At 67.1% G+C, this 21,183-nt stretch carries 16 protein-coding genes; 5 read left to right on the top strand and 11 right to left on the bottom strand.

What is annotated here, in order from left to right; all coding sequences use genetic code 11:
* Window positions 1-26 precede the first annotated feature (26 nt).
* Together ACFV4R_RS00255 and ACFV4R_RS00250 are read right to left on the bottom strand one after the other, a co-directional pair.
* Window positions 27-1,766, bottom strand: a complete 1,740-nt coding sequence (locus ACFV4R_RS00255; protein ID WP_377203891.1) for a glycerol-3-phosphate dehydrogenase/oxidase — start codon at window positions 1,764-1,766, stop codon at window positions 27-29.
* 105 nt (window positions 1,767-1,871) lie between these two features.
* Entirely contained in the window at window positions 1,872-3,008 is a 1,137-nt protein-coding gene (locus tag ACFV4R_RS00250) for a GuaB3 family IMP dehydrogenase-related protein (protein WP_377203890.1), read from the bottom strand.
* Between the two features lie 172 nt (window positions 3,009-3,180).
* Between ACFV4R_RS00250 and ACFV4R_RS00245 the strand changes: the two genes are divergently transcribed.
* Genes ACFV4R_RS00245 through ACFV4R_RS00230 form a run of 4 tightly spaced genes read left to right on the top strand, consistent with a single transcriptional unit; the run spans window position 3,181 to window position 6,048 of the window.
* Complete coding sequence (locus ACFV4R_RS00245; RefSeq protein WP_377203889.1) at window positions 3,181-4,074, top strand: WXG100 family type VII secretion target; 894 nt, start codon at window positions 3,181-3,183, stop codon at window positions 4,072-4,074.
* Window positions 4,075-4,125: 51 nt separating this feature from the next.
* Window positions 4,126-4,758, top strand: a complete 633-nt coding sequence (locus ACFV4R_RS00240; protein WP_377203888.1) for a hypothetical protein — start codon at window positions 4,126-4,128, stop codon at window positions 4,756-4,758.
* Complete coding sequence (locus ACFV4R_RS00235) at window positions 4,755-5,402, top strand: hypothetical protein (RefSeq protein WP_377203887.1); 648 nt, start codon at window positions 4,755-4,757, stop codon at window positions 5,400-5,402. Before ACFV4R_RS00240 ends, ACFV4R_RS00235 begins: the two co-directional genes overlap by 4 nt.
* 22 nt (window positions 5,403-5,424) lie before the next feature.
* Window positions 5,425-6,048: a hypothetical protein gene (locus ACFV4R_RS00230; protein WP_377203886.1), complete on the top strand. Its 624-nt coding sequence runs from the start codon at window positions 5,425-5,427 to the stop codon at window positions 6,046-6,048.
* Between the two features lies 1 nt (window position 6,049).
* Here ACFV4R_RS00230 and ACFV4R_RS00225 read toward each other — a convergent pair whose 3' ends face one another.
* The 7 genes from ACFV4R_RS00225 to ACFV4R_RS00195 form a co-directional block, all read right to left on the bottom strand.
* The gene (locus ACFV4R_RS00225) at window positions 6,050-7,909 is read right to left on the bottom strand and encodes an ABC transporter ATP-binding protein (protein ID WP_377203885.1); all 1,860 of its coding nucleotides are present in this window, start codon (window positions 7,907-7,909) and stop codon (window positions 6,050-6,052) included.
* Window positions 7,910-7,998: 89 nt separating this feature from the next.
* A complete protein-coding gene (guaB, locus tag ACFV4R_RS00220; protein ID WP_377203884.1) occupies window positions 7,999-9,510 on the bottom strand; it encodes an IMP dehydrogenase in 1,512 nt (503 codons plus the stop codon).
* Between the two features lie 247 nt (window positions 9,511-9,757).
* On the bottom strand, window positions 9,758-11,821 hold the full coding sequence (locus tag ACFV4R_RS00215; RefSeq protein WP_377203883.1) for an acyltransferase family protein: 2,064 nt from the start codon (window positions 11,819-11,821) through the stop codon (window positions 9,758-9,760).
* Complete coding sequence (locus ACFV4R_RS00210; protein ID WP_377203882.1) at window positions 11,818-13,908, bottom strand: acyltransferase family protein; 2,091 nt, start codon at window positions 13,906-13,908, stop codon at window positions 11,818-11,820. Before ACFV4R_RS00210 ends, ACFV4R_RS00215 begins: the two co-directional genes overlap by 4 nt.
* A gap of 9 nt (window positions 13,909-13,917) precedes the next feature.
* Window positions 13,918-15,054, bottom strand: coding sequence for a flavin-containing monooxygenase (locus ACFV4R_RS00205; RefSeq protein WP_377203881.1), 1,137 nt, complete (start codon window positions 15,052-15,054; stop codon window positions 13,918-13,920).
* Window positions 15,055-15,133: 79 nt separating this feature from the next.
* Entirely contained in the window at window positions 15,134-16,801 is a 1,668-nt protein-coding gene (locus ACFV4R_RS00200; RefSeq protein WP_377203880.1) for a LuxR C-terminal-related transcriptional regulator, read from the bottom strand.
* A 122-nt stretch (window positions 16,802-16,923) separates the two neighbouring features.
* A complete protein-coding gene (locus ACFV4R_RS00195) occupies window positions 16,924-18,447 on the bottom strand; it encodes an ATP-dependent DNA ligase (RefSeq protein WP_377203879.1) in 1,524 nt (507 codons plus the stop codon).
* 63 nt (window positions 18,448-18,510) lie between these two features.
* Between ACFV4R_RS00195 and ACFV4R_RS00190 the strand changes: the two genes are divergently transcribed.
* Window positions 18,511-19,110 (top strand): dihydrofolate reductase family protein, encoded by a 600-nt coding sequence (locus tag ACFV4R_RS00190; RefSeq protein ID WP_377203878.1) that lies wholly within the window; start codon window positions 18,511-18,513, stop codon window positions 19,108-19,110.
* 75 nt (window positions 19,111-19,185) lie between these two features.
* On the opposite strand, the gene groL is transcribed toward ACFV4R_RS00190, so the two are convergent.
* Both groL and groES read right to left on the bottom strand, forming a co-directional pair.
* Window positions 19,186-20,796 carry a chaperonin GroEL gene (gene groL, locus ACFV4R_RS00185; protein WP_377203877.1) on the bottom strand — a complete coding sequence of 537 codons (1,611 nt, stop codon included), beginning with the start codon at window positions 20,794-20,796 and terminating at the stop codon, window positions 19,186-19,188.
* 80 nt (window positions 20,797-20,876) lie between these two features.
* Complete coding sequence (gene groES / locus ACFV4R_RS00180; protein ID WP_003805290.1) at window positions 20,877-21,170, bottom strand: co-chaperone GroES; 294 nt, start codon at window positions 21,168-21,170, stop codon at window positions 20,877-20,879.
* Between the last annotated feature and the right edge of the window lie 13 nt (window positions 21,171-21,183).

Raw genomic sequence — 21,183 nt, 5'->3', positions numbered from 1 at the left:
AGTCAGCAGCGCCGGCCATCCACCCCTTAGCGCAAGGGCACGATGTCTTCCACGCCCAGGCGGGCGGCGTCTGCGGATTCGTCATCCGGCTGTTCCTGGCTGAGCCGTTCCGCCTCAACCCGGGCAATGTAGTGCCGGACCTCATTTTCGCGCTGAGCGTCGCTCCAGCCGAGGACGTCACCCATCAGTTTAGCGACAACCGGAACAGCGGACACGCCGCGGTCCCAGGCCTCGATGGAAATGCGGGTCCGCCGGGTCAGGACATCGTGGACGTGCCGGGCTCCTTCGTGGGTGGCTGCATAGACCGCTTCGGCCTGCAGGTAGTCATCCGCTCCCGGCAAAGGCTCGGCCAGTTCCGGATTCTCTGCGATGAGGGCCAGGACTTCCGGGGTCATGGAGCCGTAGCGGTTCAGCAGGTGCTCGATGCGGGCCACGTGCACGCCCGTTTCCTCGGCCGTCCGGTTGCGGCGGTTCCAGGCTGCCCGGAAACCGCTGGCCCCCAGCAGCGGGATGGTCTCGGTGCAGCTCGGCGGCACGCGTTCGTCCATGGTGCGGGTGGCCTCGTCCACGGCGTCCTTTGCCATCACGCGGTAGGTGGTCCATTTGCCGCCGGCCACCACCACCAGCCCCGGCACGGGGTGGGCCACGACGTGCTCGCGGGAGAGCTTAGCTGTGGAGTCGTTCTCGCCGGCCAGCAGGGGCCGGAGTCCCGCGTAGACGCCTTCGACGTCTTCCCGGGTCAGCGGCCGCTTGAGGACCTTGTTGACGTGCTCCAGGATGTAGTCGATGTCTTTGCTTGTTGCGGCGGGGTGGGCCTTGTCGAGGTGCCAGTCCGTGTCCGTGGTGCCGATGATCCAGTGCCTGCCCCACGGGATGACGAACAGCACGGATTTTTCGGTACGCAGGATCAGCCCGACGGTTGATTGGAAGCGGTCCCTCGGCACCACCAGGTGGATGCCCTTGGACGCCCGGACCTTCAGCTGCCCGCGGTCCGTGACCATGGCCTGGGTTTCGTCGGTCCACACGCCCGTGGCGTTGATGACCTGCTTGGCACGGACGTTGAACCGGGAGCCGTCCTCGCGGTTTTCCACCTTGGCACCGACCACCCGCTCGCCTTCGCGGAGGAAGTCCACCACCGCCATCCGGTTGACGGCGTGGGCCCCGTAATGGGCGGCAGTGCGGACCAGGTTGGCGACGTACTTGGCGTCATCCACCTGCCCGTCGTAATAGCGGATGGAGCCCACGAACGCGTCGTTCTTCAGGCTCGGCGCAGCCCGCAGGGTGCCGCGCCTGGACAGGTGCTTGTGGAAGGGTACGCCGCGGCTGTGGCCGCTGGAGACGGACATGGCGTCGTAGAGGGCGATGCCCGCGCCAACATAGGGCCGTTCCACGAAGGGCTTGGTCAGCGGGTAGAGGAAGGGAACGGGCCGGGCCAGGTGGGGCGCCAGTTCGGAGAGCAGCAGCCCGCGTTCCTGCAGCGCCTCCTTGACCAGGGCGAAGTCCAGCATCTCCAGGTAGCGGAGGCCGCCGTGGATGAGCTTGGATGACCGGGAGGACGTTCCTGCCGCCCAGTCGCTGGCCTCGACGATGCCCACGCTCAGCCCGCGGGTGACGGCGTCCAGCGCCGCGCCGGTCCCCACGATCCCGCCGCCAACAATCAGGATGTCCAGCTCCTGGCCGGGTTCCGTCGTGGCGCGCAGCCGCTGGATGGATGCTTCCCTGGCTTCCGGGCCCAGGGCCCCGCCGCCTGCAGGATCAGTCTTCATTGAACGCCTCCAGTGCCTCAAGTGCCGGTAGTAGAACCACCCTACTTGCTTGGGGCACGCTTGGGCAGGGCGCCCTTTCGGACGCCCTGCCGGAAAGCGTGGGAGTCAGTTTCCTTCGTAGGGGGAAACCACGACGTCGACCCGCTGGAATTCCTTCAGGTCCGAGTAGCCGGTGGTCGCCATGGAGCGGCGCAGCGCACCGATCAGGTTGGACGTTCCATTGGTGTGGTGGCCGGGTCCGAACAGGACTTCCTCCATGGGTCCGACGGTTCCCACGTTGGCCCGGTCCCCGCGCGGGAGTTCCAGGTGGTGGGCTTCCTGGCCCCAGTGCCAGCCCTTGCCCGGCGCTTCTTCGGCGCGGGCCAGGGCACTGCCCAGCATGACGGCGTCGGCGCCCATGGCGATGGCCTTGACGATATCGCCGGAGGTGCCCATGCCGCCGTCGGCAATGACATGGACGTACCGGCCGCCGGACTCGTCCATGTAGTCGCGGCGGGCGGCGGCGACGTCGGAAATCGCCGATGCCATGGGCGCGTGGATCCCCAGCGCGCGGCGCGTGGTGGTGGTTGCCCCGCCGCCGAAGCCAACCAGGACACCAGCGGCGCCGGTGCGCATGAGGTGCAGGGCCGGCGTGTAGCCGGCGGCCCCGCCGACGATTACGGGTACGTCGAGCTCGTAGATGAACTGCTTGAGGTTCAGCGGTTCGTGGTCCTTGGAGACATGTTCGGCGGACACGGTGGTGCCGCGGATGACGAAGATGTCGACGCCGGCAGCCAGGACGGTCTTGTAGTGCTCCTGGGTGCGCTGCGGCGTGAGGGCGCCGGCGACGGTGACGCCGGCTTCACGGATTTCGGCCAAGCGGGACGTGATGAGTTCGGGCTGGATGGGGGCCTTGTAGAGCTCCTGCATCCGGCCGGTGACGGCGGGGCTGTTGGTCTCGTCCCCCAGGGCACTGATTTCATCCAGGACTGCCTGCGGGTCCTCGTACCGGGTCCAGAGGCCTTCGAGGTCGAGGACGCCCAGTCCGCCGAGGCGTCCAAGCGCAATGGCCGTCTTGGGAGACATGGCTGAATCCATGGGGGCGGCGATGACAGGCATGCTGAACTGGTAGGCGTCGATCTGCCACGAGACCGAGACGTCCTTGGGGTCACGGGTGCGACGGTTGGGGACAACAGCTATGTCATCCAGGGAGTAGGCACGACGCCCACGCTTGCCACGGCCAATCTCGATCTCGTAAGTCACTGCTCTAGGTTATCCCAGCAGGTTCGGTGGCTTCGCCTGGCCTGGGCCCGGCGCGGACAAGCTTGGGTCCGGATGGGCAGGGCTGCCCATGGCGGCGGCGTGGACCAAGCACGTAGCCTAGGGCGGGGGGCTCGGTGAACGCTCCCGTGCCCAGCTTCCGAGGAGAACCACCATGGCCCCTGGCCTCTATGGCGCCGACATCGAACAATTGCGGTCCTTGTCCAAATCCATGGACCGTTCCGGATCACGCCTGATGGATACCGAACGCCAGATCACCAGCCTGGTATCGGCCATCGATTGGAAGGGTAACGACGGGGGCCGCTTCCGCCGTGAGTGGAGCGACACGTGGCGCCCCATGATGAAGCAAACGTCGCAATCCCTCCTTGACGCCTCCAAGACTCTCCTCACGCAGGCTGATGAGCAGGAGAACGCCAGCACGGGCGGATCATCCGGCGGTCCCGTCACGCCGGGTCCGGGCAGTACTGCCCCGGGCACTGACGCGACGAACCCCCTCGACAGTGTGCTGGGTGTCGCCGCGAGTCCTGGCTGGTGGGGCGCCAACGCCGCCGTGACCGGTGCGGGGCTGTACGCGGACAACCTGCTGGCCACCATGGCCAAGGGCGGACTCCTCACGCAGCTCACAAAGTGGCCCTGGCTCAGCGCGCAGTACGCGCAGGTGCCGGGGGTGGGCTATGTGCGCGGAACCCAGCTCCTCAACGGCACGTCCATGCTGGGCCGGCTTTCCGGTGGCCTGGGGATCGTCACCGGCGGGCTCCAGTTCGCACAGGGCCTGGAGAGCGGCAACACCGGAATGGCGATCGACGGCGGCATCTCCACGGTCCTTGCGGCCGGAAGCTTTATCCCGGGCGCAGGACCCTTCTTCGCTGTGGCAGGGATAGCCTGGGGCGGCATGGGCCTGCTGGCCTCGAACCTCGGTTACGGTTCGGCCTCGGAGATGGTGGCAGATGCCGCCAAGAAGACCGCGGATGCCGTGGCTGATGGTGCAAAGAAGACCATTGATGCCGTAGCCGACGGCGCCAAGAAGGTGTGGGGCTGGCTCACCTGAGGGCCGGCTTCCCTAGAATAAGACCCGAGACCTGTCGACCCTAAGGCTGTTGTGACTATCCAAGAAGACGCACCCCTGCCCATCACCGAACACGAACTCATCGCCTTGGTTGCCTTGGCCGGAACGCCTGGCGCACTGAAGTGCCAGAGCCTCTTCAGGCTTGACCACGCTGCCGGGGCGCCGCTCGAACAGGCGGGAGTGGCTACCCTCCTGGAACGCGGACTCATGACCGTTGAACAGGAAAGCCTCGTACCGGCAGGCCCGGCCGCAAGCGTGGCAGGGGTCCTTGCGGACTCCGATGCTTGGCTGGAGGTTGCCCTGGTGACCCCCAAAGCCGAACACGTCTACTTTCTGTTCGGCTCGGACAGCGGCGCCCTGGTCCTCAGCCTCAGCAAGTTCGGTGTCCACGAACTGCGTCCGCTGACCGGTTCCGACGGCATGTTCACCACCGCCGTCGAGATGGTCACGTTCTACCTTGGGACCGCACCGGACGGACGCCCGGCGGCCGGCACGGTCCGCAGGCACCTCGCGGACGGCCGCTTCCACTCCGTCCACGTCAAGACGGAGCCCGATGGTTCCCTGGAGATCGTCACCGGTGATGACGCCACGCCTGCCCCTGCGCCGCTGCAATCGGAGGATCTTGAGGACCAGCTCCGCCGGGGACTGGGCCTGCTCCCGGCATGACACATCACGTTCCTTTCCCCGCCGGCGCACCCGCGCATTCCCTCGACCACTGGCTCTCGCCTGAACTGGCCCGCGTCAGCCCGCCGAACGCGCCGTCCCGGCTGCGGCAGTTGGCAGATGCCCAAGGCACCCTCGCTGCCGGTTGGAGCAGCGCGATCGCGGGTGGACCCGTTCTGGCCCTTGCGGGCGCATTCTTTTCAGCCATGTACGGGCATCCCGCCCCGGTACTGGTGTTGCTCCCGTTAGGGGCGGCACTGACGTTGCTCGGCGTGTGGTCCTGGAAGCGGGTTCGCACCTCACTTCCGGATACCGGCAGGCTGCTCATCAGCCGTGGCCCGGGATCGGCCCGCGGCGGCATCGCCATGGTGTCGGTCCTGGGAGTTGCCCTGGCGGGGATCCTGGCTCTGTACCTGCCGTCCGCCGCGGCCAAGGGTGACGGCACGGCCATCACCCTTGTTGGCGCCTTCGTGCTGCTCCTGGCCCTCCTGGTCGCGTGCATCGTGGTCCCCTCCACGGTAATGGGCCGTGCCCGGCAGTCATTTCGGCTGCGGGTTCAGGCCAACCCCGGGCTCCGGCGTGCTGTGGAAGAAGATCTGGCGGTTTGGCGGGATCCGCACGGCAACGCCGGCTACGGCCCGCTGTAGGCCGGTAGCGGGGGGCAGACCGATGCGCAATCGCTGGATCTTCGACGGGCACATTGCCGGGATCGGTACCTCCTCTGGCCTGCGTACTGTGGTGGGCATGTGGCAGCATTCCCCCTTTGGCGCTTTTGCCGACGTCATGGTCCAGCAGCCCTCAGGGCACAGGCTGCTGTTGGCACCCAGCGAAGCCGTAGCGGAATTCATCGCCGCCACCTACCGGTTTGACGACGTACAGGTGGTTGACGTCCGCGCAGTCCTGGCGGACCGGATCCTGTCGGTCGATGCCGGCCCGCTGGCAATCCGGGCGGTGACCGGACGCAGGATGTTGCTGGGTTCAGCGCTGAGACTGCTTCCGCACCGGCTGGCCGTGCATCCTCGCTGGCTGGCCACCGTCAACCCCCTCGCATCGCTGGTGGCTGAGGGTGCGCAGACGTTTGGTACGGCCGGCAGCGGCAGGCTGGAGTACTACGGTGTGAGCGACCTCCACCATGTCAGGTCCGCCGTCGTCAGCTGGGATAGGGCCGACGCCGGTGCGCTGGCTCCGGTGGTGCCTCCGGTGACCTTCGGGTTCAGCAGCGTGCCGCCCCGCCCCAGCCTCGCCCGGGTGCGGACCACCGTGGTGGAGGGGCAGGATCCAGTCCGGCGCTGACTCAGGGCTGGCCGGCTTCATCCACGGTGAGCTGCGATTCGAACATCCGGAAGTAGCGGCCGCGGAGGGCCACCAGTTCCTTGTGTGTTCCCTGCTCCACTACCTGCCCGTCCTCCAGCATGTAGACAACATCCGCCTTCTCGATGGTGGCGAGCCGGTGGCTGATGGCGATGATGGTGCTGCTGCGGTCCGCGAAAAGCCTAGTGAAGATCCGGTGCTCGGCAAGGGCATCGATGGCTGATGTGGGTTCGTCCATCACCATGAAGGCTGCGTCCCGGTAGAAGTTACGGGCCATGGCCAGCCGCTGCCACTGGCCTCCGGACAGGCCGCTCCCCTTGCGGCCGCGCGGGTCCTCCATCCAGTTGCTGACGTGGTTCTCCAGGCCGTTGGGGAGCTTGTTGATGAAGTCCAGCGCCTCCGCGTCGGCCGCCGAGCGGCGGATCCTGGCCTCGTCCCGGGGGCTCTGCACATCGCCGAAGTAGATGTTCTCCGCGGCGGTGGCGAACTCGTACTTGAGGAACTCCTGGCTGAGCACCGCCAGGTGCCGGTGCCATGAGGTGACGTCCACCGCGGCGAGGTCGACGCCGTCGAGCATCACCTGCCCGGAATCCGGACGGTAGAGGCCCGCGAGGATGCGGATCAGCGTCGACTTGCCGGCGCCGTTCTCCCCCACGATGGCGATGTGCTGGCCCTCCCGGATGGTCATGCTGATGCCGCGGATCACCTCCACGTCGCTGCCCGTGTAGGTGAAGCGTAAGTCCCGGAGTTCCACTTCGCGAGGCGCGGCGGGCAGCGGCGGGGCGTGCCCGGAGTGGACGGGCAGGTCCATGAACAGTTCGTAATCCTTCAGGTTGGCGAGGTCCTCGTCGATGGAGCTGAGCGAGGAGACGAGGTTGTTCGCCGTGGACAAGGCCCGGCTGACGATCTGCTGGACGTAGAGGAACTGGCCCACAGGCTGGGCGTGCGCAATGATCTGGCCCACCACCCAGATCAGCGAAACCACCTCCGCACCGTACTGGAGGGCGTCGGCAGCCAGTTGGCGGGGAATGTAGCGCCGCTGGTAATCGAGCCGGCGCCGTTCGTCCGCGTCGCGCAGGCGGGACCTCAGGCCCATCAGGAAGCCGACCACGCCGTACAGCCGCATCTCGGCGATGTGTTGGGGGCGGAGCAGGTTGGTTTCGATCATCCGCCGCTGCCGCCGGGAATCCACCTGGGTGTTCCAGTGCGCTATCTGTTCGCGGGACAGCTTGAACTGCAGGTAGACGCTGGGGATGATGGCCACCAGGACGATCACCGCTATCCACCAGCTGACCAACAGCAGGGCCCCCACCGCCAGGATCACGGACACCAGCTGCGTGAAGATCGCCGCGATGCGGTCCAGGACCCGGGCATAGGAATCCGAGAAGCGCTTGGCCCGGTCGTAGAGATCGACCGTTTCCTTGTCGTCGTAGCGCCAGAATTCCAGCGCCAGGAACCGCTCGTACATCTGGTCACCGACGATGGCGCCCACCTTGAAGCTCATGAGCTGCTGGATGTAGCGGTCAACGCTGGTAAAAGCTCCCCAGAAAAGACCGAGCACTGCGGTGATGACGACGTAGACGATGGCCCGTTGTCCCGCCCCGGCGTCGCCCGCATACGCCGCCGCCAGGGCTGTGGTGGTGAGGGCCGCGAAGTAGGTGGTGACGAGCGGAAGGACGGCGGAGATGAGTGAGCCGAGCACCTTCATGACCACGGCCCCCGGAGACGCCCGGAAGCTTACCCTCAGGACCTGGGCCACCGCGCGGGCGTAGGGCCGCAGGGCAAGCCTGCGTGCGGGCTCGCGTTTGGGGCTTAGTTCGGGCGGATGGCTCGGTTGGGACATGCCATCAGCCTATTACCGCTGGCAGCACGGACTCCCGCGGCAAAAAAGAGGGGATGGGCAGGCTGCCCATCCCATCTTCAGTGCCAGCGTCAGCGTGAACCGTAGTTCGGCGCCTCCACCGTCATCTGGATGTCGTGCGGGTGCGATTCCTTGAGGCCGGCCGGGGTGATCCGGACAAACTTGCCGCGGGCCTTGAGCTCGGGAATGGTCGGCGCACCGGTGTAGAACATGGTCTGGCGCAGGCCGCCGACGAGCTGGTAGGCCACGGAGGACAGCGGGCCGCGGTAGGCCACGCGTCCCTCGATGCCCTCGGGGATCAGCTTGTCATCGCCGGACACGTCGGCCTGGAAGTAGCGGTCCTTGGAGTAGGACGTGTTCTTGCCCCTGGACTGCATGGCGCCCAGGGAGCCCATGCCGCGGTAGGACTTGTACTGCTTGCCGTTGACGAAGATCAGGTCGCCCGGAGATTCGTCGCAGCCGGCCAGGAGGGATCCGAGCATGACGGTGTCAGCACCGGCCACGAGGGCCTTTCCGATGTCGCCGGAGTACTGCAGGCCGCCGTCGGCAATCAGCGGAACGCCGGCAGGAATGGCGGCCTTGGCGGATTCGTAGATGGCGGTGATCTGCGGAACGCCGACGCCGGCCACCACGCGGGTGGTGCAGATGGAGCCGGGACCGACGCCAACCTTGATGCCGTCAGCACCTGCGTCGATCAGCGCCTGCGCGCCTTCGCGGGTGGCTGCCTGGCCGCCGATGACGTCCACGTGGGCGGCTACGGGGTCCGACTTGAGCCGACGGATCATGTCCAGGACACCCTGCGAGTGGCCATTGGCCGTATCTACGAACAGGGCGTCCACGCCGGCGTCGATCAGCGTCATGGCGCGCTCCCAGCCATCCCCGAAGAAACCGATGGCTGCGCCGACGCGGAGGCGGCCTTCGTCATCCTTCGTGGCCAGGGGGTACTGCTCGGCCTTGGTGAAGTCCTTGGTGGTGATCAGGCCCTTGAGCCGGCCCTGCTCGTCAACCAGGGGCAGCTTCTCGATCTTGTTGGTGGCCAGCTTGTGCGAAGCTTCTTCGCGGCTGATCCCCACATGCCCGGTGATCAGGGGCATCTTGGTCATGACGTCGCTGACGAGCCGCAGCGGGAAGTCGGACTCCGGCACGAAGCGGGTGTCGCGGTTGGTGACGATGCCCAGCAGGCGGTTCGCCTCGTCCACTACGGGCAGGCCGGAGACGCGGTACTGGGCGCAGAGGTCATCGAGCTCGCGGAGGGTGGCCTCCGGGCGGATGGTCAGCGGGTTGGTGATCATGCCCGACTCGCTGCGCTTGACGCGGTCAACCTGGTCAGCCTGGTCGGCGATGGACAGGTTGCGGTGCACCACGCCCAGGCCGCCCTGGCGGGCCATGGCAATGGCCATGCGGGACTCAGTGACGGTGTCCATTGCAGCTGACAGCAGGGGGGTCTGCACGGTGATCCGCTTGGAGATCCGCGAGGAGGTGTCGGCATCCGACGGGATAACGTCCGTGTGCCCGGGCAGGAGCAGGACGTCGTCGTAGGTCAGGCCGATAAGGCCAAAGGGGTTGTGTTCGGGCTCGGTCATGAGTGCGCCTCTTACCTTGGTTGCTGGGGCGGGCAGGGGTTGCAGCCGATGACCAGCCCGTCATTACGGAACTGGCCTGTGCAGGACATACTCCGGAATCGCCGCTTGCGTCGGCCGGCCATCCGGAGCAGAAAGTGTTGAGTAAATATTAGAACCTTCGCGCCAATCCCCCTATTCCAGCTGGACGATGTGAGCAACCGCACTCCCCCGGCCCCACACCTTGGCGTGCGGCCGTCAGGGGCATGGCTCAGGTCCAGCCGGTGGCGGCGAGCAGCCGTTGCTCGAACATGGGAATCATGGATTCGGCGTAGGTCCTGCTCAGGTGGTTGTCGTCCTTGTACACATAGACATTGCCCACCACCGCGGGGCAGACGCCACGGGCGCAGATGAAGTCACTCATGTCCATCAGGTGCAGGCTGTCCACCTTGCCGCGGTAATTTTCCAGCGGCGAAGGCTCCACCAGGGACTCGGCAAGGGGCGGATTGCATTCCGGGGCGTCGGCACCGTTGCGCTGGACGCACTCGGGCATGTTGACCGTGAACCGGGGGTTGTCGCGGATGCCCAGGATTTCGATCCCTGCGTCAGCAAACGGGCGGATGCCGTCCAGGTAGCCGGGGACTTCCGTCTCGAACGGGGCTTCCTCGTGCGTCAGGGATGCCACGGTGAAGACGGCGTCGGGCCGGTGTTCCAGCACGTAGTCAGAGCTTGCCCTGTTGTAGGCGTTGCATTCGGCGGTCCTGGTGTCCGACTCGGCACCGAACCTGCAGGCAGGCATCAGCAGGGTGACCAGTTCCCAGCCTTTGGCCGCGGCGATGGGGGCCAGCGCACCGAGGTACTGCTGAGAGTGGGAGTCGCCGAGGACGACGATTCGCTTGGTCCCGCCGCCTTCGGGGATCTCCTGGCGGCACCCTTCGAGGATGGGATTGTCCGTGGCGTTGGACCCGACGCAGGGGGTCTGGATACCGGCCCAGTCATTGTCCAGGGCTGAGGGGCCCGGGATGATCCTCGCGGCGGGAGCGGGGTTCGCCTCGATTCCCGGGGTGAGCGCCGCGGCGCCGGGCGTCAGCTCCCTCGGTTGGGCCGCCGTCGCGGCTTCCTCCGCGGTGAGGAAGGTCTGCCAGACGGAAACGGGTCCGGCGAGGATGGCACCGCAGGCGGCAATGACGACGGCGGTGCGCCAGGCACGCCGTTTGGGCCAGTGCCAGTCCCGTAGCGGCTTCTCCACGAACCGGGTGGTGAGGACGGCCAGCAGGACGGACGCACCCACGATGCCCAGCCCCTGGATGAGGTTCGGGGTTTCGACGCCGGTGGCCGCGAGCGCGAGGACCAACACCGGCCAGTGCCACAGGTACAGGGCGTAGGAGTTGTCGCCCAGCGCCACGGCCGGCTTGCTGCTGAGCAGACGGTCCACGCCGTACCGGCTGCCGGTTTGTCCCGCCACGATGATCGCGGCGGCGGACAGGGTGGGCCAGAGCGCCACGAAACCGGGGAAGGACCGGTCCACCGTCAGGAGGAGGCCGCACGACACCATTCCCACCAGGCCGGCCCAGCCCAGTACAACGCGCAGCGCCTTGCCGGGTTTGACGTACGGCAGTGCGAGTGCCAGCAGGGAGCCCAGGGCGAACTCCCACAGCCTGGCCCTGGTGTCGAAGTAGGCGTACGCCTGGTTGCCGGCCGTTTGCTCAACGGAGTAGGCCAGCGACACTGCGAACACGGCGCCGAAGCTGATTCCCAGGAGGCCCCGGTAGGTCAGGCCTGCGCACGCCGGGACGCGGCGCAGAGCAGCGAGGATGCCGGCGGCGGCCACGAAGATGAGCGGCCAGAGGATGAATACCTGGCCCTGGATGGACAGCGACCAGAAGTGTTGCAGCGGGCTGGCTCCGGCGTGGTCCTGGGCGTAGTAGTCCACGGCGGTATCGGCGAGCAGCCAGTTCTGCCGGTAAAGCAGGGATGCCCAGGCCTGGTCCAGGATCTGCGGCCAGCGGCCCTGCGGCAGGATCATCCAGGTGCCGGCCAGCACACCGAGGATCACCACGACGGCGGCGGGCAGCAGGCGCTTGAAGAGGTGGAGCCAGTGCCCCAGTAAACCGAAGGGGCGGCCCGTTTCGGCTTTTCGCACGAAGGACAGCGTGAGGAGGAAGGCAGAGATCAGCAGGAAGATGTCCACGCCGCCGGAGACCCTTCCCAGCCAGACGTGGTAGGCCACGACCATCAGGACGGCGAGGGCCCGCAGCCCCTGGACCTCGGGCCTGAAGGAGGCCGTCCGGGTTTTGGTACCCGCCGCCGGCTGCACCTTATCGCTGCCTGTCATTTCCACCCCGTTGCTTCGAAGAAGCGCCTGCCAAACTCGTCAGCCATGCTTTCCGTGTATTCGGCCGTGAGGTGGTTGTCGTCCAGGTAGACGAAGATGTTTCCCACCACTCCGGGACATTCCGTGGCCGTGCAGATCCGGTCTGTGAGGTCCAGGATTGCCAGGCCCGGCAGGCTGTCCTTGAGGGTGGCAAGGGGATTCTCCGGCGCGAGGGAGTCCCGTACGGCCGGCCGGCAGGACTGGGCGTCCGGGCCGTCCGTCACGACGCACTCAGCCATGTTGAACGTAAACCGGGGGTTGTCCCTGAGCGCCACCACGTCGATGCCCTTGTCGATCCATGGCCCCACCAGGTCCGCGAAGCCGGGCGTCAGTTCCTCTGCGGAGCTGGAAGGCGCCGCAGCGGTGCCCAGCAGGATGATGGCGTCCGGCTGCTGCCGCTCTATTTCCTTCTGGACGGACGCGTTGTAGGTCTCGCAATCGTCGCTGGCCGCCTTTCCGGCCGGCGCAACTTTGCAGGCGCCTTTCAGCATGGAGTACAGGAGCCAGTTGTTTTGTGCGGCGATGGGCTTGACGGCCCCGGACCACTGCTGCGCATGGCTGTCCCCCAGCACCAGGACACGCCGCGAGGGATTACCGGACGGTTTCTGTTCAAAGCACGTGTCCTTCACCGCCTGGTCCTGCGGAGTGATGTCGCCCGTGCAGGGCCCGTCGAGGGAGACCCAGTTCTGGGGCAGGTCGGTGGCCGTCGGAAGCAGGGTGACGTCGCCGGCGGGCACGGTACCGGTGAACGCCGGATCCAGAACCCGTGAGCCCGGGTTGTTCGCCACTTTCTGTTCCTGGGCCACCCGGCGTTCTGTGTCCAACTGGTGGCGCCACAGTGCCAGGGGCGCCGCTGCCACGGAGACAGCCAGCATGATGGCCAGGACGGCACGGCGCTTCCTGGCCTCGGGCCACTTCCATTCCCGCCAGGGCTTTTCGATGAAGCGGGTGGTCAGGTACGCGAGCGCGAGCGCCGAGACGATGATGACCGTGCCGGACAGCCAGCCCGCATGTTCCTTGCCGGTCCATGCCAGCGCGAGCACCAGCACCGGCCAGTGCCAGAGGTACAGCCCGTAGGAGATGTCTCCCAGCTTGACCAGGGGTTTGGAGCTGAGGATCCGGTCCACACCGGCCGGGCTTTGCGTCTGGCCGGCCACAATGACGAATGCGGCGGCGACGGTTGGCCACAGTGCTGCCACGCCCGGGAAAGCTGCCTGCACGTTGAGCAGGATGCCGCAGGCGAGCATGGCCACCACACCTACCCAGCCCATGACGATGCGCACCGCACGGGAGAGCCGCAGCCCGGGAAGAACCAGGGCCACCAGCGTACCCAGCGCGAATTCCCAGAGCCGGGCGCCCGTGTCGAAGTACGCCTGGACCTGGTTGGTGGCCGTGAAGTAGATCGAGTACGCCAGCGAGACGAGGAACACGAGGAAGAACACGTAGGCCAGCAGCGGCCGGTAGGAAAGCCTGAACCGGCGGGCTGCCCAGGCTGCCGCGAGGAAGATCAGCGGCCACAGGATGAATACCTGGCCCTGGATGGACAGCGACCAGAAGTGCTGCAGGGGGCTGGCAAGGCTGTGGTCGTTCGCGTAGTAGTCCACGGCCTGCGCCTGCAGAAGCCGGTTTTCCGAGTAGAAGAGAGACGCCCAACCCTGGTCGATGAGGTCCAGCCACCGGGTCCGCGGCAGGACCAGGTAGGAGACGGCAAGGGTGGCGACGATAACGGTGACGGCCGCGGGAAGGAGCCTCCGGAACAGGTGCAGCCAGTGCTTGAGCAGGGCAAAGGGCTCCCTGCGCTCGTGGCGCCCAACGAACTGGAAGGTCATCAGGAACGCGGAGATCAGGAGGAAGACGTCCACGCCCCCTGACACCCGGCCGAACCACACGTGGTAGGTCACCACCATGAGGACAGCGAGGGATCGGAGGCCCTGGATTTCGGGGCGGAATGACGATTTTCGGGACGCCTGCCGGCGGTCAGCGGCAGGCGCCGTCGCTCCCTTGGTCCACAGTGTTGGCACATCAAACCCTTCGGAGCGCGTAATCAACCGTCAAGTTTAGCGGTACGCTGCACTCCTTCCCGAATCGACCGCGTGTCGTGAGAGCAGCCTACCGGCCAGATACCTGGCATCCCGGACGCTTCCGGTCACCGTGGCGGACGCCGCTGAATACTGGAAATTCCGGCCGAGGAAATACAGGCCGGGGGCGTCCAGTGCCTCTCCGCGGTGCTGCCGCTGACCTCCACCGGCGCCTGCAAGGGCCGGGTCAAGCCAGTCCAAATCTTCCTGGTATCCCGTGCACCAGATGACGTTCGCGACGTCGGCCCGCGTCCCGTCTGCGAGGACCGGCAGGCCGTCCTCCACGCCGCTGACCCGGGGGACGAAATGGACACCGGCGGCAGCAAGGTCCCGGCGCTTGGTCCTGATCAGCGGTGCCCCGTGGGCTGTGAACTCCGGCGCAACCTTCCGTCCCACCGGGGTGCCCAGGCTCAGGACGTGCAGGCCGGCGAACCGGACCAGGGGCAGGACGAAGCGGGCTGTTGTCCTGCCGTGCTTGAAGGGCATTTCCTTGGGCTCGTTCGCGGCAACAAGCGTTGCGTGGGTGCGGGCAACCTCTTTGGCGATTTCGGCTCCGGAGTTGCCCAGGCCCACCACCAGGACGGAGCCGTCCTGGAGCTGTGCGGGGTTCTTGTAGGCGCTGGAGTGGAACTGCACGGTTGAGCCCTTCAGGTCCGCGGCGAACACCGGAACTTTGGGATGCCGTTCCGCCCCCGTGGCCAGGACCACGTTGCGGGCCTCCCAGCGCTGCCCGTTTGCGGCGGCCACATAGCGGTCGCCTTCATGCCAGAGGCGCTCCACCCTGACTCCGGTCAGCACCGGAAGATCCAGGCCGGCCGCGTAGCGTTCCAGGTAATCGGCCATATCGTCCTTGCCGGGAAAGGACAGCGGATCAGCCGGGAAGGGAACTCCGGGAAGTCCGTTGTATTTTGCCGGGGTGAAAAGGCGCAGGGAATCCCAGCGCAGCCTCCATCCGTCACCGATCCTCGGGTTGGCATCGAGAATCAGGAATTGCCGGCCCTGGCGGGACAGATGGTGGCCGATCGCCAGCCCTGCCTGCCCGCCGCCGATCACCAGGGTGTCCAGCACTTCCGGAGCGCTGTTGGTACCTGCAGTACCGGTGGTGTTCTCGTTCATGCTCTGAGGCTATGCCCGGGCCCGCGCGGGGTGCGTCGGCCAATATATGCAAATCGGCGGGGACATCCGCTGGGTATTTCTACCCAGGGCCATCAGCCAGCCCGTGTTCGAAGGCATAACGCGTGGCTGCTGTCCGCGACGTCAGGCCAAGCTTGAGGAAGATGTTGCTGACGTGGCGTGCCACCGTCTTTTCACTGAGGAAGAGCCCGACGGCGATGGCACGGTTTCCCTGTCCGGACGCCACCAGCCGCAGGACCTGTTCCTCGCGCGGGGTGAGCGGGCCGGCACCTTTGCCGCGGCCACGCTGCATCAGTGAGGCCGCCCACGCCGCGGCGGGCGCTGCGCCGAGACTTGTCAGGGCCTCGTGGGCGGCAGTGAGCTCCATGTCCGCCGACGTTTCGTCGCCAAGCCCAAGGCAGGCCTGCCCGATGAGCACCCTGCACCGGGCGGCCTCGTAGGGCACGCCAAGGTCGAACCAGAGGCGCCAGGCCCGCCGCAGCGCTGCGCAGGCCCCGGCCGGATCTCCCTCTGCCAGCCGGACGGCCCCGTCAGCCTGGGCGGCAACGGCGCGCACCATGGGCGTGGCGGAGCCTGCGGCGAAGCGGCCCAGTTCATCGGCTCCCTGCCGTGCCGCCGCCACATCCGGAACTGCCAGTTCAATCTCCACCAGTGCCGGCAACAAGTGCCGGCGGATGACGGCGTCCGCGGTTCCGGCTGCCCTGCGGATCATCGACTGCGCCTGCTGGATGCCTCCGCGCTGGAGTACCAGCAGGGCCAGGCCGGGTTGTGGCTCGTATCCGCTGCTGGCTGCGGCGCTGAAGGAGAGGCCGGCGGCGTCCAGCTGGCCGCGAAGCCGCTGCACCTCGCCCCGCTGGTAGTGGGCTCCGAACTGCACCTCGGGGTCGTTCTCCGCAGTGCGGGCATCCGCCGCGGTGGCAGCGGCCAGCGCCTCGTCCCAGGCACCGTGCCACCGGAACAGTTCTGCCCGGTGGGCCTGGCACTGGCCGCTGAACGCCGCCATGTCCGGCTGACCGGCACACCAGCGGTCAAGTGCTGCCGTCCATTCCAGTGCCCGGCCGAGGTCGAAAGCCAGCTGGCAGGATGCAATGACGGCGCAGTAGGCAATCCCCGACGGTATGGCCGAAACTTCACCGGCAGTCACCGCAACCATGACCTCGTCAAAGATTTGCAGGCCCTCCTTCACCCTGCCCTGCCCCACCGCTGCCTGGCCCGTACCGAGCAGGGCGAGCGCCATGAGGTCCCGGTCCTGGAAGGCCTGGCCGATGCCGGCGGCCCGGGCGAGCAGCTCAAGCGCTCCCCCGTGGTCACCCTGGTGCAGGCGTGCCAGGGACGTCGGGATCAGCAGGAACCCCTCGACGGCGTCGGGCCGCGGGATCTCCGCCACCAGCCGCTGCCCCCGCGCCAGCCACCCGCCCGCGCGTTCTCCGTCGCCAAAGTGCATGAGGTGGATCGCCATCCAACCCGCACAGCGGGCGGCCCCGGCAAGGTCCCCTACCACCAGGTATTCCTCGTGGGCCCGGGTCAGCGACGCAAACCCGGCAGCGGCACTGCCGGTCAGGATTTCGGCGGTGGCAAGGCGTTCCAGGTCGGCCGCGGGAAGTCCACCCGATTGGTCTGCTTCCCGCAGGGTCTGGAAGGCATCGGTCCAGCGCTGCTCGCGGAAGGCGGCACGGCCGCGGTCCAGGCCGCCGTCCAAACCACCGTCCAGTCCTGTTTCAGCCGACACCTGGCCTCCTTCCGGATACCCGCCGAGCCGGCCCGCCGCCGTCGTGCGCTGGCCGCGGCGGTGCCTAAGCGTCACCGTACGCCGGGCACCCGCGCCAGACAAGCAGCAGGCCGGCGGACGGGTCAGGGGCGCAGCAGTGCCCCAAGGGTTTGGATGGTGTCCGCCTCAGCGGCGGTCTTGTCCTCGCGGTAGCCCTTGACCCGTGCGAAGCGCAGGGCGATGCGGCCGGGGTACCGCGGGGATTGCTGCACGCCGTCGATGGCAATCTCGACGACGGTGACCGGTTCCACCCACACGGTGCCAGCAGTGCGCCGCACCTCGATCTCCTGGAACCGTTCGGTCTGCCACTGCAACAGGGCATCGGTGAGGCCCTTGAAGGTTTTGCCCACCATCACGTACCCGCCGGGATCGCCGAACTCGCCGTCAGGGTCAAGGGCACCAAGGTGCAGGTTGGACAGCATCCCGGTGCGCCGCCCCGAGCCCCACTCGCACGCGAGCACCACGAGGTCGTAGGTGAGCACGGGCTTGACCTTGATCCAGTTGGACCCGCGCCGCCCGGCGGCGTACAGGGACCCCACAGATTTCAGCATGACGCCCTCATGCCCTGCGGAAAGCGCGTCCCGCGAGATCCGCCCGGCAACCTCCGGGTCCGCGGTGATCTCCCCCGGGATCCGGTGGGCGGGGGCAATGGATTCGAGCACCTTAATCCGTTCGGACAGGGGTTCATCGAGCAGGTCCCGGCCATCAATGTGCAGCACGTCAAAGAACCAGGGATGCAGCACCGTGGTGCGTGCGGCATCGGCGCCGAACCGTGACATCGTCTCCTGGAACGGCCGCGGGGCGCCGTCTTCTCCCAGGGCGAGGGTCTCGCCGTCGAGGATCACATCGTGCACAGGGAACCCGCGCACCACCTCCACCACTTCGGGAAGCCGGTGGGTCACCTCGGCCAGGGTGCGCGTAAAAATGCGGACCTCATCGCCGGACCGGTGCACCTGGATGCGGGCGCCGTCGAGCTTGTATTCCACGGACGCTTCGCCCGTGGTGTCCAGCGCAGCCGTGACGCTCGCGCCTGTCCCTGCGAGCATGGGCTGCACGGGCCGGCCCACCTTCAGGCCCACCGCATCCAACTCCGTTGCTGTGCCGGTCAGCGCGAGCCGGGCCGTCGAGCCGAGGTCGCCGGAGAGCATCGCGGCCCTGCGGACTGACTCGACGGAGCGCTCAGCGGCGCGGGCCACTGCATCGGTCAGGACACCTTCCAGCGCTCCCGTTCGCAGTTCGCCCAGGAGCACGCCGCCGATGAACGCCTGTTCCCGTTCGGTTGCCTCCGCGGTGAGCTCGCGGAGCGTGGCCGCGCGTTCGGCTGCCGAGCCCGCCCCGACGAGGGCCTGGAGCCGGTCCAGGGCGGCATCGAGGTTGGCGAGCGTGAGGCCGGGTTCCGCGGCAGGCTCCCCCATGGCCGCCGACATGCCGCGCCACCCGACGCCCACCCGCCCCTGGCGGGGCTTGGCGGTGAGGAGGCCGACGGCGGCAGGAATGTCCGCGGGGTCGAGGCGCTTCAGCAGCTGGGCCAGGGCGTCCACCTTTGCCAGCCTGGAGCGGGTGGACGCAACGGCGTCAGTGGTCCTCACAAGCTCGTCCAGCAGCATGGCAACAGTCTGCCACGCCGCCGGACCCTCGACAGGTGAGGGGGCCGGTTCCAGAATGGACGGATGGGCATCATCGTTGCGAACCTGTTCATCACCCTTGACGGCGTGTACCAGGCGCCCGGTGGCCGGGAGGAGGACCCCGCTGACGGCTTCGCCTTCGGCGGCTGGCAGGCGCCGGTCTCCGATGATGAGGCCGGGGCGGACATCGCCGCGGCCATCGACCGCATGGATGCACTGCTCCTCGGCCGGAAAACCTACGACATCTTTGCCTCGTATTGGCCGCACCAGTCAGATGCGATTGCCGGCGTGCTCAACCGGGTGCCGAAGTTCGTGGTGTCGGGGTCCCTCAGCGATCCCGGATGGGAAGGCACCACGGTGCTCCCGGACGCTGCGGCGGCGGGACAGCTCCGCGGGCAGTATGACGAGGTGCAGATGTTCGGCAGCGGCCACCTCATCCGGTCATTGTTGGCCGCCGACGTGCTGGACCGTCTCCACCTGTGGCTGTACCCGGTGGCACTCGGGCAGGGAAAGCGGTTGTTCGACGCCGGGACCGTCCCTTCCACGTTCCGCCTCGCCGAGCCGGTCCGTTCCTTTCCCAAGGGGGCGGTGTCGCTGGTCTATGAGCGTGCCGGCGACGTTGAAACCCGGGAGATGGCCTCCTGACAACACACAAAAAACCGGCCCGGCGGATGCCGGACCGGTTCTCTGTTTTTCGGCTATAGCCGCGGGACAACAGCCTTAGTGGCTGTGGCCTGCGTGCTCGTCCTCGTCAGCAGGCTTCTCCGCTACCAGGGTCTCGGTGGTGAGAACCAGGGCAGCGATGGAGGCAGCATTGCGGAGGGCAGCGCGGGTGACCTTGACGGGGTCGATGACACCGGCAGCGATCAGGTCCTCGTACTCGCCGGACTTGGCGTTGAAGCCGTGGTTGGCGTGGAGCTCGCTCACCTTGGCGACGATGACGTAGCCATCGAAGCCGGCGTTCTGGGCGATCCAGCGCAGCGGCTGGGTCAGGGCGCGCCGGACGATGCCGACTGCCGCGGCAGCGTCACCTTCGAGTGCCTTGACTGCAGGGTCCTCGTCCAGTGCCTTGAGGGCGTGGATGAGTGCGGAACCGCCGCCTGAGACGATGCCTTCCTCGAGCGCCGCACGGGTGGAGGACACGGCGTCCTCAATGCGGTGCTTCTTTTCCTTCAGCTCAACTTCGGTGGCCGCGCCAACCTTGATGACGCCGATGCCGCCGGCCAGCTTGGCCAGGCGCTCCTGGAGCTTTTCCTTGTCCCAGTCGGAATCGGTGCGGGTCAGCTCAGCGCGGAGCTGGGCAACGCGGGCGGAGACGTCCTCTGCCGAACCGGCGCCGTCAACGATGGTGGTGTTGTCCTTGGTGACGGTGATACGGCGGGCAGTGCCGAGCACCTCGAGGCCAACGGTGTCCAGGCTCAGGCCCAGCTCGGGGGAAACAACCTGCGCACCGGTGAGGGTGGCGATGTCCTGCAGCATGGCCTTGCGGCGGTCGCCAAAGCCGGGAGCCTTGACTGCCACAACGTTGAGGGTGCCGCGGATGCGGTTGACGATCAGCGTGGACAGGGCCTCGCCGTCGATGTCCTCGGCGATGATGAACAGGGGCTTGGAGCTCTGCAGCGCCTTCTCCAGCAGCGGCAGGAATTCCTGCACGGAGGAGATCTTGCCCTGGTTGATCAGGATGAGGGCGTCCTCGAGGACTGCTTCCTGGCGCTCTGCGTCGGTGACGAAGTACGGGGACAGGTAGCCCTTGTCGAACTGCATGCCTTCGGTGAGGACCAGCTCAGTCTGCGTGGTGGAGGATTCCTCGATGGTGATCACACCATCCTTGCCCACCTTGCCGAATGCCTCGGCGAGCAGTTCGCCCACCTCGTCGCTCTGGGCGGAGATGGATGCCACGTTGGCAACCTGGGTGCCTTCGACCGGACGGGCGTTCTCGAGCAGGCGGGCCGCTACGGCCTCAACCGAAACTTCGATGCCGCGCTTGATCTGTCCGGGAGCGGCGCCGGCGGCCACGTTGCGGAGGCCTTCCTTAACCAGTGCCTGGGCCAGGACCGTTGCGGTGGTGGTGCCGTCACCGGCAACATCGTTGGTCTTGGTGGCAACTTCCTTGGCGAGCTGTGCGCCAAGGTTTTCGTAGGGGTCGTCCAGCTCGACTTCGCGGGCGATGGTGACGCCGTCGTTCGTGATGGTGGGCGCGCCCCACTTCTTGTCCAGGACGACGTTGCGGCCGCGGGGGCCGAGCGTCACCTTGACAGTGTTGGCGAGCTTGTCGATGCCGGCTTCGAGGGACCGGCGGGCAGCGTCGTTAAACGCAAGCTGCTTTGCCATGGTTGTGTCCTTTCAAGACAGAAACCCCGCGCAGCTGACCAGCATCAAGGCATGACCAGCGGCGCGGGGATCCGGAAGATTTACTTTACGACGATCGCCAGGACGTCGCGGGCGGACAGCACGAGGTACTCGGTGCCACCGGTCTTGACTTCGGTTCCGCCGTACTTGGAGTAGATGACTACGTCGCCGACAGCTACGTCGACCGGGACGCGGTTGCCGTCTTCGAAGCGGCCGGGGCCAACTGCGACAACTTCGCCTTCCTGCGGCTTCTCCTGCGCGGAGTCCGGGATTACCAGGCCGGAAGCCGTGGTCTGCTCGGCTTCGAGCGGGCGGACAACAATACGATCCTCAAGAGGCTTAATAGAGACCGACACTCGGACCTCTCCT

Origin of the sequence: Pseudarthrobacter sp. NPDC059871, from assembly GCF_042731175.1 — a bacterium.
GTDB lineage: Bacteria > Actinomycetota > Actinomycetes > Actinomycetales > Micrococcaceae > Arthrobacter.
This window is presented reverse-complemented; position numbering and strand designations above follow the sequence as displayed.

What these genes read in the sequence shown, in the direction of transcription:
- ACFV4R_RS00255 (WP_377203891.1), bottom strand. Translation starts at nt 1,766, where the DNA reads ATGAAGACTGATCCTGCAGGCGGCGGGGCCCTGGGCCCGGAAGCCAGG.
- ACFV4R_RS00245 (WP_377203889.1), top strand. Translation starts at nt 3,181, where the DNA reads ATGGCCCCTGGCCTCTATGGCGCCGACATCGAACAATTGCGGTCCTTG.
- ACFV4R_RS00235 (WP_377203887.1), top strand. Translation starts at nt 4,755, where the DNA reads ATGACACATCACGTTCCTTTCCCCGCCGGCGCACCCGCGCATTCCCTC.
- ACFV4R_RS00230 (WP_377203886.1), top strand. Translation starts at nt 5,425, where the DNA reads ATGCGCAATCGCTGGATCTTCGACGGGCACATTGCCGGGATCGGTACC.
- ACFV4R_RS00225 (WP_377203885.1), bottom strand. Translation starts at nt 7,909, where the DNA reads ATGTCCCAACCGAGCCATCCGCCCGAACTAAGCCCCAAACGCGAGCCC.
- guaB (WP_377203884.1), bottom strand. Translation starts at nt 9,510, where the DNA reads ATGACCGAGCCCGAACACAACCCCTTTGGCCTTATCGGCCTGACCTAC.
- ACFV4R_RS00215 (WP_377203883.1), bottom strand. Translation starts at nt 11,821, where the DNA reads ATGACAGGCAGCGATAAGGTGCAGCCGGCGGCGGGTACCAAAACCCGG.
- ACFV4R_RS00205 (WP_377203881.1), bottom strand. Translation starts at nt 15,054, where the DNA reads ATGAACGAGAACACCACCGGTACTGCAGGTACCAACAGCGCTCCGGAA.
- ACFV4R_RS00195 (WP_377203879.1), bottom strand. Translation starts at nt 18,447, where the DNA reads ATGCTGCTGGACGAGCTTGTGAGGACCACTGACGCCGTTGCGTCCACC.
- ACFV4R_RS00190 (WP_377203878.1), top strand. Translation starts at nt 18,511, where the DNA reads ATGGGCATCATCGTTGCGAACCTGTTCATCACCCTTGACGGCGTGTAC.
- groL (WP_377203877.1), bottom strand. Translation starts at nt 20,796, where the DNA reads ATGGCAAAGCAGCTTGCGTTTAACGACGCTGCCCGCCGGTCCCTCGAA.